11 protein-coding genes and 1 pseudogene are annotated in these 13,250 nt (G+C 63.7%); 9 read left to right on the forward strand and 3 right to left on the reverse strand.

Annotated features, from left to right (window positions below; all coding sequences use genetic code 11):
- Nucleotides 1–4 precede the first annotated feature (4 nt).
- From serB to yczE, 3 genes and pseudogenes are all read left to right on the forward strand, one after another.
- Entirely contained in the window at nucleotides 5–1,231 is a 1,227-nt protein-coding gene (serB, locus tag QMK32_RS13325; RefSeq protein WP_283475448.1) for a phosphoserine phosphatase SerB, read from the forward strand.
- Complete coding sequence (locus QMK32_RS13330; protein WP_283475450.1) at nucleotides 1,228–2,010, forward strand: peptidyl-tRNA hydrolase; 783 nt, start codon at nucleotides 1,228–1,230, stop codon at nucleotides 2,008–2,010. Before serB ends, QMK32_RS13330 begins: the two co-directional genes overlap by 4 nt.
- Before the next feature lie 178 nt (nucleotides 2,011–2,188).
- A pseudogene (gene yczE, locus QMK32_RS13335) lies at nucleotides 2,189–2,620 on the forward strand (membrane protein YczE); the annotation flags it as partial.
- A 59-nt stretch (nucleotides 2,621–2,679) separates the two neighbouring features.
- On the opposite strand, the gene glgX reads toward yczE, so the two are convergent.
- Entirely contained in the window at nucleotides 2,680–4,818 is a 2,139-nt protein-coding gene (gene glgX / locus QMK32_RS13340; RefSeq protein WP_283475452.1) for a glycogen debranching protein GlgX, read from the reverse strand.
- Nucleotides 4,819–4,869: 51 nt separating this feature from the next.
- Here glgX and QMK32_RS13345 point away from each other — a divergent pair, with 51 nt between their 5' ends.
- Genes QMK32_RS13345 through QMK32_RS13365 form a run of 5 tightly spaced genes read left to right on the forward strand, consistent with a single transcriptional unit; the run spans nucleotide 4,870 to nucleotide 9,703 of the window.
- Entirely contained in the window at nucleotides 4,870–5,691 is an 822-nt protein-coding gene (locus tag QMK32_RS13345) for an ABC transporter ATP-binding protein (protein ID WP_283475454.1), read from the forward strand.
- 35 nt (nucleotides 5,692–5,726) lie between these two features.
- Complete coding sequence (locus tag QMK32_RS13350) at nucleotides 5,727–6,548, forward strand: NUDIX hydrolase (RefSeq protein WP_283475456.1); 822 nt, start codon at nucleotides 5,727–5,729, stop codon at nucleotides 6,546–6,548.
- 60 nt (nucleotides 6,549–6,608) lie between these two features.
- Entirely contained in the window at nucleotides 6,609–7,388 is a 780-nt protein-coding gene (locus QMK32_RS13355; protein WP_283475458.1) for an enoyl-CoA hydratase/isomerase family protein, read from the forward strand.
- Between the two features lie 55 nt (nucleotides 7,389–7,443).
- Complete coding sequence (locus QMK32_RS13360; RefSeq protein ID WP_283475460.1) at nucleotides 7,444–8,490, forward strand: class I SAM-dependent methyltransferase; 1,047 nt, start codon at nucleotides 7,444–7,446, stop codon at nucleotides 8,488–8,490.
- A 25-nt stretch (nucleotides 8,491–8,515) separates the two neighbouring features.
- Entirely contained in the window at nucleotides 8,516–9,703 is a 1,188-nt protein-coding gene (locus QMK32_RS13365) for a THUMP-like domain-containing protein (RefSeq protein ID WP_283475462.1), read from the forward strand.
- Here QMK32_RS13365 and QMK32_RS13370 read toward each other — a convergent pair.
- Nucleotides 9,687–10,997, reverse strand: a complete 1,311-nt coding sequence (locus QMK32_RS13370; RefSeq protein WP_283475465.1) for an outer membrane protein assembly factor BamB family protein — start codon at nucleotides 10,995–10,997, stop codon at nucleotides 9,687–9,689. The genes QMK32_RS13365 and QMK32_RS13370 overlap by 17 nt on opposite strands.
- Before the next feature lie 219 nt (nucleotides 10,998–11,216).
- Here QMK32_RS13370 and QMK32_RS13375 point away from each other — a divergent pair, with 219 nt between their 5' ends.
- A complete protein-coding gene (locus QMK32_RS13375) occupies nucleotides 11,217–11,993 on the forward strand; it encodes an acyltransferase (protein WP_084348519.1) in 777 nt (258 codons plus the stop codon).
- Here the strand turns inward: QMK32_RS13375 and QMK32_RS13380 are convergent.
- Nucleotides 11,976–13,223, reverse strand: coding sequence for a glycosyltransferase family 4 protein (locus QMK32_RS13380; RefSeq protein WP_283475467.1), 1,248 nt, complete (start codon nucleotides 13,221–13,223; stop codon nucleotides 11,976–11,978). The two genes, QMK32_RS13375 and QMK32_RS13380, sit on opposite strands and share 18 nt — an antisense overlap.
- Nucleotides 13,224–13,250 lie beyond the last annotated feature (27 nt).

Raw genomic sequence — 13,250 nt, forward strand, 5'->3', positions numbered from 1 at the left:
ATCGGTGGCGTCATCGGACACCGCTGTACTCGTGACGGTGACGGGTCCGGACAAGCCGGGTGTCACCTCGGTTCTATTCGCTGCGCTCTCACGGCACGAGGTCAGTCTGCTCGACGTCGAGCAGGTAGTCATCCGTGGACGGCTCACGCTGGGCGTGTTGCTGACCTGTCCGAACGATCCCGAGGACCTGCAGGAAGAACTCGAAGAAGCCATGTCGACGGTGGGTGTGCACGTCGACGTCGAGATCGATGCGGACCCTGTCGGCAAGCGCTCGCTGGCTACCCACGTGGTGGTCGTTCTGGGCCGCCCTGTCACAGCACGCGCATTCAGCACCATCTCGCGTGAACTGGCACGCCAGGGCGCTAACATCGACTCGATTCGTGGCATCGCCGACTACCCGGTCACGGGACTGGAACTTCAGGTGACGGCGACCGACACGACTCCCGACGCAGACCGCCGACTTCGGACCGGTCTGTCCGAGATCGCTGCCGGAGTTGGATGCGATGTCGCGGTGGAGCGCAGCGGAATTTCTCGGCGGTCCAAACGTCTCATCGTATTCGACGTCGACTCCACTCTCGTGCAGGGTGAGGTCATCGAAATGCTGGCAGCGAAGGCCGGCCGCGAAGAAGAGGTCCGCGCCGTCACCGAGGCTGCAATGCGTGGTGAGATCGACTTCGCGGAGTCCCTCACCCAGCGGGTGGAGGCCTTGGCAGGCCTGGATGCTTCGGTCATCGAGGAGGTAGGTGACGCGCTCGAGTTGACGCCGGGTGCTCGTACCACCATCCGCACCCTGCGCCGACTCGGATATCACTGTGGCGTCGTCTCCGGCGGATTCCGTCAGGTCATCGACGGTCTCGCACATGAACTCGAGCTCGATTTCGTCAAAGCCAACACACTCGAGATTATCGACGGCAAGTTAACCGGTCGGGTGGTCGGCGAGGTCATCGACCGGGCAGCTAAGGCGACAGCGTTGCGGGATTTTGCAGCGCAGTGCGGGGTTCCGATGGAGCAAACGGTTGCTGTCGGTGACGGTGCGAACGACATCGACATGCTCACAGCAGCTGGGTTGGGCGTGGCGTTCAATGCCAAGCCTGCGCTGCGCGAGATTGCCGACACCGCGATTTCGCATCCGTATCTCGATGCGGTGCTCTTCATGCTCGGTGTGACGCGTGGAGAAATCGAGGCTGCGGACGCCATCGACGGTGGCGTCCGACGCGTCCCGATCCCATGACCGAACCCGTGACGGAACCGGCGGACGAGCCAGTTCCTCCGCCAAGTACCTTCGCCGAGCGTCACGCCGTCCTGGCCCTCAAATATGGGGGCAGGGAAGACCCGCCCGACCCGGCGGATGTTCTCGCGATGCCACTCGTGCTTCATATTTCCAAAGCGGACCCGCCGATGCGCAGCGAGCTATTGGCAGCGGCGGCGATCGCAACGGTGCGGATCTGCCTCGATGAACGCGCAGGACCCGGCGGCGAGTGGGACGAGCAGTTCCGGGCGTGGACTTCGGCACGCATCCGAAAGGTTGCTCGCCGCGCCCGCGGCGCCCAATGGGAAGCGGCTCTCGCAGTCGACGGTGTCACCGCCGAAGTCGGCGCAGCCCAGGCCCGCGCGTTTGTTCCCGGACGCGTCGGCGATCTCGACTCGCGAATCAAGAAGTTGCAGATCGTCGGAACCGATCTCGAGCACGACGATCCGGGACCGCCTCGACCCGCTGTGCCGGTGTTGTGGATCGACCGGTCGTTGGACATGACAGTAGGCAAGGCTGCTGCCCAGGTAGCGCATGCGTCGATGTTGTTGGCGGCCGCGATGAGTGTCGAGCAAGCTCGGGCGTGGGCAGAGCAGGGTTTCGAGTGTTCGGTCCGCGACGCTGATCCAGAGCAATGGGCGAGCGCTCGCGCGCTCGTCGACGGCAATGGAGATGGTGAAGGCGCGGTGGCCGTCCGCGATGCCGGCTTCACCGAAGTAGCCCCCGGTTCGATGACCGTCATCGCACTCGCATCACCCTGACATCGGTAGAGGGTCCACCGGCTCGCCACTGGATGTTTGTGCCGCTACCAGTCTGGCGGACACTCGATGGATGTCTTGGATCGTCTCTATGCTCGCCCGTGCTCGCCTGATCCACCTCGGGCGACGACTCGTAGCGCTCTACGTGGGTCTGTGTCTGTACGGGTTCTCGATGGCGCTGATGATCACCGCCGGTCTCGGACTCGATCCGTGGGATGTACTGCATCAGGGCCTGAGCCTGCACGTGCCACTGAGTTTCGGAGCGATCACCGCAGCGACCGGAGTCGCTGTGTTGCTCGCCTGGATTCCATTGCGACAGAAGCCAGGACTGGGGACCATCAGCAATGTGGTGGTGATTGCGATAGCAGTCGACCTGTCGATTCGATGGCTCCCGACCTTCGACCCGATCGCCGTCCGAGCGGTCATGATGGCGACCGGCATCGTCGTCAACGCGTTCGCGACGGCCCTGTACATCGGTGCGGGAATGGGTCCCGGTCCACGGGACGGCCTGATGACCGGACTGGTCGCACGAACGGGGCTCTCGGTTCGCCTCGTCCGTACGTGTATAGAGCTGACCGTCGTCGCAACCGGCTGGATGCTCGGAGGAACCGTAGGTCTCGGAACCGTGCTGTACGCCTTGGGGATCGGGCCACTCGTTCAACTGTTCATGCGCTACCTGCCGTCGCTGCGCAGTACGAGGACCGTTGAACCCGTAAGGGAGATGGCCGATCCGGCGGGCAACGACGTCGTATCTGCGGGAACCCCGGTGGCAGTGGACGAGTCGAACACCGGAACGAATCTGCTTGCGGCCCAGGAAGGACAGGCCAGCTCGATGTCGGTCGGTCCACCCGAATGCACGATCAACAGCGAACTTGCATCACGGACGGGCTGCCCGTCGGGATCGTAGGACCGAACGTCTGCGCCGTCCACCCACGCTTGCAACGTGCGTACCGAGTCGTCGTTCCACGAGTACGGGGTCAACTCTGCGCCATCGGCACCGAACCAGACCAGATCCGGCCGGCCCGACGGAGTGTCACGGCCTGTGAAGAATTCCTGTTGACGCAGTGATGGAGCGCTGCGACGGATTCGGAGGAGTCTGGCGACGAAGGCGATCAGGTCGTCGTCGACGTTGGACCAGTCGAGCGCCCACGATTGGGCAGCGGGTGCATCGGTGGGAACGCAGTAGGCGTTGTTGTTGCCGAACTGGGTGTGGCCGAGCTCGTCACCTGCGAGGAGCATCGGAGTGCCGGTCGAGAGCGTCAGCGTGGCAAGGAGTGCGCGGACATGACGACCGCGTTCGGCCAGGATGGCGGGGTCGGTGGTTGGACCCTCCGTTCCGTGATCGACGGAGTAGTTGTTGTCGGTCCCGTCGCGATTGTCTTCACCGTTCGCCTCGTTGTGTTTGGTTGCGAAAGAGACGAGATCGGCGATGGTGAAGCCGTCGTGTGCCGTCACGAAGTTGATCGATGCCCAAGGCTTGCGTGAACCCCCGCCGTAAATGTCTTCCGAACCTGCCATGCGGGAGGCGAGTTCGCGAACACCAGTGTGTCCAGCCCAGAATCGGCGCACGGTGTCGCGGTATCGATCGTTCCATTCTGACCACAGACTTCCGAAACTGCCGACTTGGTACCCCGCACCGGTCGCGTCCCATGGCTCGGCGATCAGCTTCGTCCGCGACAGAACCGGATCGGTCGTGATCGCAGTCAGTAGCGGAGCACGTGGATCGAATCGCCAGCCTCCTGGCCGGCCGAGGGTGCTGGCGAGGTCGAACCTGAACCCGTCGACACCCATCTCGGTGACCCAATATCGAAGGCTGTCGCACACCATCCGAACCACGGCAGGTGACGCCGAGTCGAGCGTGTTGCCGCACCCGGTGAGGTCGACGTCGTAGCCACGTCCGTCCAACAAGTAGTAGCCGGGGGCATCGAGCCCACGCCAGCTGATCGAGGGGCCGTCGACCCCGGATTCGCAGGTGTGGTTGTAGACGATGTCGAGGACGACCTCGATTCCGACAGAATGAAGTGCTCGCACCATTGCCCTGAACTCGTCGATCTCGGCTCCCGGTACCGCTGCGAAACGGGGGTCGGGTGCGAAGTAGGCGCCGGTCGAGTAGCCCCAATGATTGCGCTTGCCGCGGGCGCGCACACCTGGTTCGGTGAGCATCGCTTGAACCGGGAGCAATTCGATGGTGGTCACACCGAGGCGGGTCAGATGTTCGAGCACTGCGGGTGCGGTGAGTCCGAGATACGTCCCGCGGTGTGCCGCGGGAACGGCCGGGTTTCTTGCTGTGTAGGAACCGACGTGCATCTCGTAGATCACCGTGCGATCCCAGGGGACGTCCGGAGCAGAACCGGTGTCGACAGCGGATCGGCCGGTGACGACGGAAAGTGGGATCGACCCCAGTGAATCGATGGTGCTGGGGTGTCCGAACGGATCCTCGTCGTAAGGCAGTAGGGCCTGAGCCGATCCGAGGCTTCCGGTGATCCGACGGGCGGCGGGATCGATCAGAATCTTGTGCGCATTGAAGCGGCGTCCGGCGGCGGGATCCCAGCGGCCGTGTACCCGGTACCCATACCTCTGTCCCGGTCCGACGTCCGGAACGATGCCATGCCAGATCCCGAAGGTGCGGCTGCGTAGTTCGACCCTTCGCTCGGCTCCATCCGGATCGATCAGACATACCTCGATGCCGTCCGAGTCGGGGGAGTGGACTGCAAATTGCGTACCACCCGCGTAGGCAGTTGCCCCGAGGGGTAGCGGCGATCCTGGCGGCGGGGTCTCTTCGCGCCAGGCGAGATGAAGGTTGGACGACACGCCTGCAGATCCTGCCGTGAAAGCCCGACGAATGTGGGACAAGATAGACACGTGTCTGAACCGGATCCCGATTTGCTCATCGATTTCAACAACGTTCTCATCAGGCGGGGCGGGGTAACACTCGTCGGTCCCGTCACCTGGCAGGTAGAACTCGACGAACGATGGGTCGTACTCGGGCCCAACGGGGCCGGCAAGACCTCGCTCCTGCGCATTGCGGCCGCGGAGGTGCACCCGACCTCGGGAACGGCTCACGTTCTCGGTGAAGTGATGGGGAAGGTCGATGTCGCCGAACTGAAAACTCGAATCGGCCTTTCGTCGTCCGCGTTGGCACATCGGATTCCGGCAGACGAAACGGTGATCGACCTCGTGGTCTCGGCCGGGTACAGCGTGCTCGGCCGCTGGCGTGAGCGTTACGACGAGATGGATACCGAGCGGGCAGTGGAAATGTTGGAAAGCCTCGGCGCCGAGCATCTGGCTGATCGCACCTACGGAACGCTGTCCGAGGGCGAACGCAAGCGGGTGCTCATCGCACGAGCACTGATGACCGATCCGGAGCTGCTGCTACTCGACGAGCCGGCGGCAGGGCTCGATCTGGGCGGCCGCGAGGAACTCGTCGCGCGGTTGGCTGACCTGGCTGCAGATCCGGACGCACCGGCAACCGTCCTCATCACCCACCACGTCGAGGAAATACCACCTGGCTTCAGTCACGCACTGCTGCTCAAAGAAGGTGGGGTCGTTGCTCAGGGGCTTCTCGAGGACGTCATCACCGCGGAGAATCTGACCGAGGCGTTCAGCCAGTCGATTGCGCTCGATCGAGTCGACGGTCGATTCTTCGCCCGTCGAGCCCGTACGCCCGGTCAGCATCGCCGCTGAAGGCGGCAGGTTCGGTGCCGGGTAGGTTCTCGAACATGACATCAACTGGTGTGTCGGTGCCCGAGCAAGTCCCCGTCCGCGACGCGTCGACCGTCATCTTGGTTCGAGATGGTGCCCTCGGTATCGAGGTGTTTCTGCTCGAACGCGTCGGTGGAATGGCGTTCGCCGGCGGCATGACCGTCTTTCCGGGTGGTGGCGTCGACTTGTCCGACGCGGACGCCGACGTGGCGTGGTCCGGCCCCGGGCCGGCGTGGTGGGGGGAAAGGTTCGGTGTCGACGAGCGCAAAGCGACAGCGCTCGTGTGCGCTGCAGCTCGCGAAACTTTCGAGGAATGCGGAGTTCTTCTCGCAGGCCCTACGCCGGACTCGACCGTTGCCGATACCAGTTGTTTCGCAGAAGATCGTGGCAAGTTGGAGCGGCGGGAGCAGACGTTCGGCCAGTTTCTCACCCGCAACGGGCTCGTTCTGCGAGCCGATCTGCTGCGGCCGTGGTCGAACTGGATCACTCCGATCGGAGAGAAACGTCGTTACGACACGAGATTCTTCGTGGCAGTGCTTCCGGACGGCCAGGAGGCAGACGGAGCGACCAGTGAAGCGGCATCGGTTGGATGGCGTTCGTCGACGGCAGCGTTGGCGGACTGGCGACGCGGAGAGACGATCTTGTTGCCCCCGACGTGGAGCCAGCTGTCAGGACTCGAAGGCTTCGACTCGATCGCCGATATTCTCGACGCGTCGCCCGATATTGCGCCGATCCAACCCGATTTATATCGTGTCGACGGAAAGATTCGGGTGGATTTCCCAGGCCAGGACGGGTACTACGCGGACAGCGCGCATCCATGGTCGGGTAGAAAACCCTAGGTCGGTCGCGTCGCCTACCCCTGAGTTCGCAGACCGATCGCACAGGTAGCGTGTGTTCCCATGGCTGAGTTCGTAACTTTAGAGGTCGAAGACGGTATCGGAACCATTCGGTTGGCTCGTCCACCCATGAATGCGTTGAATCGGCAGGTCCAGGAGGAACTGCGGGCAGCGGCCCGCGCGGCGACCGTCGATTCTTCGGTCAAGGCGGTAATTGTGTACGGCGGCGAGAAGGTCTTCGCGGCCGGTGCAGACATCAAAGAGATGGCAACGCTCACCTTCGGTCAGATGAGCGACATCGCCGGTGATCTGCAGTCGGCAATCGGGTCCTTGGCCGACATCCCCAAACCGGTCGTCGCCGCGGTCACCGGTTACGCACTCGGTGGGGGACTGGAGGTAGCGCTGAGCGCGGACCGCCGAGTCATCGGAGACAACGTCAAACTGGGTGTGCCGGAAGTGCTTCTCGGCGTTATCCCCGGCGGCGGTGGCACACAGCGTCTCGCCCGCCTGATCGGGCCGAGTAAGGCCAAGGATCTCGTGTTCACAGGCCGTTTCGTCGGTGCGGAGGAAGCACTGCGGATCGGTCTCGTCGACGAGGTCGTGGCCCCGGACGAGGTGTACAACGCGGCGCGAAAGTGGGCTTCCCAATTCGTCGGAGGCGCGTCCAGGGCGTTGGCAGCAGCCAAAGCGTCGATCGACCAGGGGCTCGACGCCGACTTGAGCACTGGCTTGAAGATCGAGGCCGGCCAGTTCGCATCCCTCTTCGCCACGGCCGATCGCACGATCGGGATGGAATCCTTCATAGCGAACGGACCTGGCAAAGCCGCGTTCACCGGGGAGTGAAAAGATACAAGAAACTAGAACTTGTTCATTTCCTACCGGATAGTAGGCTGCCCTCATGACTGCAAGCCCCCACGACGGCAAAGATTCGTCGACCGGCAGCGCTGACACCAGCCTGCGAGCCGTCCCCGACGCTTCGAGCGACCCGACGCCCAACCCACACGCCACCGCCGAGCAGGTGGAGGCGGCACGGTCCGATACCAAGCTCGCCCAGGTGCTCTACCACGACTGGGAAGCCGAAACGTACGACGACAAATGGTCGATCTCGTACGACGAGCGTTGCATCGACTACGCGCGCGGCCGATTCGATCAGGCTGTCAATGGGCAAGCCGGCGCGCAGGAGGCACTGCCGTACGGACGAGCACTCGAACTCGGCTGTGGCACCGGCTTCTTCCTGCTCAACCTGATGCAGGCCGGTGTCGCCGAGAAGGGCTCGGTGACGGACCTGTCTCCCGGGATGGTCAAGGTTGCGTTGCGCAACGCAGGCCATCTGAATCTCGACGTCGATGGTCGGGTCGCCGATGCCGAGACGATTCCGTACGAAGACAACACGTTCGATCTGGTCGTAGGCCACGCGGTTCTGCACCACATCCCCGACGTCGAACAGTCGCTTCGTGAGGTATTGCGAGTGCTCAAACCGGGTGGACGTTTCGTGTTCGCCGGTGAACCCACAACCGTAGGCAACTTCTACGCCCGCTGGCTCGGTCGGCTGACGTGGGAGGCGACCACTCGCACAACCAAGCTGCCGTTCCTGAGCAGTTGGCGCAAGCCGCAGGAGGAGCTCGACGAGTCGTCCCGCGCAGCGGCGCTCGAGGCAATTGTCGATCTGCATACATTCGATCCCACGGATCTCGAGAACATTGCGGTGTCGGCAGGCGCCGTCGACGTCCAGGCTCGGACCGAAGAATTTGCAGCTGCTCTGCTCGGCTGGCCGGTCCGCACTTTCGAGGCCGCCGTGCCTGCAGACAAGCTCGGCTGGAATTGGGCCAAGTTCGCGTTCGGTAGCTGGAAGACACTGAGCTGGCTCGATGAGAAGGTGCTCACGCACGTCGTTCCGCGTGGATACTTCTACAACGTGATGATTACCGGAGTGAAGTCGGACTGATCCAGCGTTCACCCCGGTACTGCACATGGCTTATCTTTTCGGCGACGCCGACATCGACTATCTCCTCAGCGATGTCGGCGTTGCTGCGCTGGCGGATGTCGACCGTTATGCGTTGACATCCGCGTCGATGTTGGCCGACATCGGGGCGATCAGGTCGGCGCACGCCGATCATGTCGCAGCTCTCGTGGAAACGGTCACGCTTCGTCGTCGTGCTCGCGTGAAGTTGACCGATGCCGACCGGTGGTTGTTGACCGACGATGCCGTTCAACAGGCGACACCGTCACTTGTCGCCGATCGTAGGGCCGACCGTTTGGCAGGTAGAGCAGTGCACGATGTGACGTGTTCCATCGGCACCGAATTGGCCTCCTTGACCGGTGCCGGCAACGACACGGTGATCGGCAGCGATCTGGATCCGACGCGGTTGCGGATGGCCGCGCACAACGTGCCTGACGCGGCCCTGCTGCGCGCGAACGCCTTGACCCCGACCACGAGGGGGACGGTGATCCTTGCCGATCCAGGACGCCGCAGCGGTGGGAGGCGAACACTTGATCCCGCGGCACTCGAACCTCCGCTCCCGGCGCTTCTCGACGCGTATGCCGGGCGCGATCTGGTCGTCAAATGTGCACCCGGTTTGGATTTCGACCGACTGGACTTCGCCGGCGAGATCGAGGTGACATCACTGGATTCCGGGGTCCGAGAGGCATGTCTGTGGTCGCCCGGTCTCACGCGGCCCGACGTACGTAGACGCGCGTCGGTTCTCTCCTCGACGGGATCGTCCTACGAGATCACCGACGCAGAGCCCGATGACATCGAGGTCGAAGCTCCAGGGGCGTGGATCGTCGACCCTGACGGGGCGGTCGTCCGCGCAGGTTTGGTTCGACACTATGCGGCCAGACACGGACTGTGGCAACTCGATCCCCGAATTGCGTACCTCACCGGAGATTCGGTGCCGGACGGTGTCAACGGATTTCGAATTCTCGAGCGAATCAAGTACTCGGAGAAGACGTTGCGCCAAGCTCTGACTGCTCACGGATGTGGAGCTGTTGAGATTCTCGTGCGCGGCGTGGACGTCGACCCGGCCCTATTGCGACCCAAACTCAAGCTGCGAGGGGAGACCGCCTTGTCGGTGATCATCACCCGAGTCGAGCGGGCGGGGGTCGCGTTCATCTGCGAGGCACGCAGACCGGGCGCGACGGTCAGGACGCGTAGGTGAAAATCTCGCCCAGGTAGGTCGAGGTGACGACCTGACCGTCCGGTCCGATGGAGGTGCCTACGGTGAAACCCGTTGCGTCCGGGATTATCTGCTCGGAATTGGTATTCCCGGATTGGGCATCGATGCTGGTGAGTGCCAATTCTTCGCCGCGGCGGACCACCGTCTGCACGGTACCGTCCGCGCTCTGAACTGGAACCCCGGCTTGCTGCAGGTCATTTCGCGACCACACGAGCGTGGCGTGATCTCCTTCGTCCTGTAAGGCTTGCATGCCGCTGTCCCCGCCCGTTGGAACTATCAAGCCGCTGGAGGACACCGACGGCGATCCCGAAGCGCCGAAGGCTGCGCCCTGCGTCCACTTCACGGTGCCGTCCGAGGCGTTGTAGGCGCCGACTCGGCCGTCGACGTCGGCGATGTACACGGTGGAGCCGTCCTGTGACAGGACCGGACTCGAGGTCACCCCTGCCGGGAGTAACTCCGAAGACCACCGCTCGGTCAGAGCCGGGGTGGCACGGGCGTCGTAATGGAGTGAGGCCAGCTGTGGCGCAATCGCACCGGGCCGCCACAGGACGAGATAGATCGAGGACGATTCGAGGTCTACCGCAGGGGCGGCACCGACGGGGCATGACGCCGATCCGGTTGCGCAGTCGGCAAGTCCGGAGTCGGGTGCGAGGAAGTTCGTGTCGGGGGATTCGAGGAAGTCGGGGGTATCGATCAAGTCGTGGATAGGGACGGTCAACTGTCCCGTCTGCGTGTTCAGAACGTTGACCTGACCCAGTTGCGTCACCGCGAGCACGCTTCCGTCACCGAGGAACTGGGCGGTGCGCGGGACGCCATAGACCGGTGTGCGCCAGCGCAACTGACCGTGATCGTTGAAGGAGGAAAACGCACCGTCCTCGCCGACGTACACGTTCGCTACCGAGTCCACGAGCGGGGTGGACACGGCGACGGATGGCGCGAGTCGGTTACACCAGCGCTTGCGACCGGAATCGATATCGAACGAGAAGAGGTTGCACCCGGCGTCGGTGTAGGTCGAGACGAACATCTGTCCGCTCGCGGCAATGGATACCGGCGACACCACGGCGCCACCGAGCGGACGCGACCACGCGAATGAGACCGCGGACAAGTCGGTGTGTTCGGTGGTGTTGCTGTTTCGTGCGTCGCCGTGTGCGACGGGCCAACCCCCTGGCGCGAACGCGTCGATGGTCCCGGCACCGCTCGAGCAAGCGCCGACGGTCAAGATGCCGACAATCGCAAGGGTCGCGATTCGCACGCGGTCCGCTCTGCCGCCAAGCACCTTGTGATCTCCTTCGTGTCCGGTCTCTGCTCATGATCTTCGAGGGAGGGGCCGGGGGGAGGCGCCGCACTCGTCGGGACAGAGACTATCGCGGCCGAGGTGTCGATCTCGCGTCGCGGCCTCTCTGGCGATCCCGTGGTGTCCCACGTATCAACGGCCGTCGGAAGGCTCAGGCGGCCAAGTTGGATTGCGAGAGCACCGAAACTAGGGTGAAGCGTTATGACGAGCATGTGGAACGCACCGCTGCGTACGCGGTGGCGTGGTTCGAGACGACGCGACCCCGACCAGGCACAGTTCCTCACGCTCGACTCACTGCGATGGATCCGCCGAAACAAGGCGTACACGCCGTGGTACCTCGTCCGGTACTACCGTCTGGCCCGGTTCAAGATGGCGAACCCGCACGTGATCCTGCGCGGCATGGTTTTCCTCGGTAAGAACGTGGAAATCCACTCGACTCCAGAGTTGTCACGGCTCGAGATCGGTCGCTGGGTTCACATCGGCGACGGCAACGCCATTAGGAGCCACGAGGGATCGCTGCGGATCGGTGACAAAGTCGTCTTCGGCAAGGACAACGTCGTCAACGCCTATCTCGACATCGAGATCGGTGCGTCGACACTGGTCGCGGACTGGTGCTATATCTGCGACTTCGACCATCGGATGGACGACGTCACGATGCCCATCAAGGATCAGGGAATCGTCAAGGGGCCGGTGCGGATCGGACCGGACACCTGGATCGCGGCCAAGGTGACAGTGCTGCGGGAGACGCGCGTCGGTCGAGGGTGCGTCCTCGGTGCACACGCCGTCGTCAAGGGCGATATTCCCGACTACAGCATTGCTGTGGGCGCGCCCGTCAAGGTCGTGCGAAATCGGAAAGTGGACTGGGAAGCGGGCGCGGCCAAGCGCGCCGAGTACATCGCCGCTCTCGAGGACATCGCCCGCAAGAAGGCGCTCACTGCGGCCGAGGCGGCTCGGGACGACTCAACCACGTTCGGGTAGCGCACGCTCGACGATGTTCGGCCGCGCAAGCGGGAACCGAACCTTGCGCTTTGCCGAAAGATAGACCTGCGCTGTCGATTCGGCTACGTGTTTCCAGTCGAAATCGACGGTGAGGCGTTCTCGCGCCGCCGAAGCACGCGCCTGGGCCGCATCGACGTTGTCGAGCACGTTCCGGACGGCGGCCGTGAGCCCGGCGACGTCCGCCGGTTCGAACGACAACCCGGTCTGCCCGTCCACGATCGCCTCGCCCAACCCACCCGCGGTCGATGCAACCAGCGGTGTGCCTGCTGCCGCAGCCTCGAGCGCGATTATCCCGAAAGGTTCGTATCGGCTCGGGAGCACGATGGCGTCGGCACTGTGGAGGGCGCCGAGTAGATCGGCGTGACCGAGGGTGCCGAGGAAAGAGACCGCACGGGCGACGCGGTGGGTCCTTGCCAGCTGCGCGAGCCAAGTGAATTGTGTTCCCTCCCCGGCAATGTGCAACGTGGTGCCGGGGTGAGAGCGTCGAATGCGGGGGAGTGCGGCGATGGCATCCTGAATGCCCTTCTCGTACTCGAGTCGCCCGACGTAGAGCAGTGTCGCCGGTGTCGTCCGCGGCTCCCGTAGCCGAAAGTTCCACGCACGAATGTCGATCCCATTCCTGATGACGGTGACTGCGGCGTCTGGAATGTCGAAAAGTCGGGTCACCTCGTCCTTCATGGACGCAGAGCACGCGATGACGGCGTCGGAGTCGTTGGCGAGCCACCATTCGATCGAGTGCACCTGCCGATTGACCTGACCCGAGATCCAGCCGCTGTGCCTTCCGGCCTCGGTGGCATGGATGGTGGACACCAGCGGGACGTCGTAGTGCTCGGCGAGGGCGATGGAGGGGTGAGCGACGAGCCAGTCGTGTGCGTGGACGACGTCGGGTTGCCAGCCTTCACCGAGCCCGGGTTTGCCTAACGCGATCCCTGCCCGAACCATGGCGTGACCCATCGCCAGCGTCCATGCCAGCATGTCTTCACCGAAGACGAAATGGGCCGGATCCTCGGCCACCGCGACCACGAGAACGCCGTCCTCGATATGGTGCGAGGTCGGATGTGTGGATGCGTCGGTACCGGTGGGACGGCGCGAGAGAACGACGACCTCGTGACCCGCGCGCACGAGTTCGGTGGCGAGATGATGGACGTGTCGACCGAGCCCACCGACGACGACCGGTGGGTACTCCCACGACACCATCAAAATCTTCACTTCGACGTTCCCCTCCGTACAGCCCCG

Origin of the sequence: Rhodococcus sp. H29-C3 (assembly GCF_030063405.1) — a bacterium.
GTDB lineage: Bacteria > Actinomycetota > Actinomycetes > Mycobacteriales > Mycobacteriaceae > Rhodococcoides.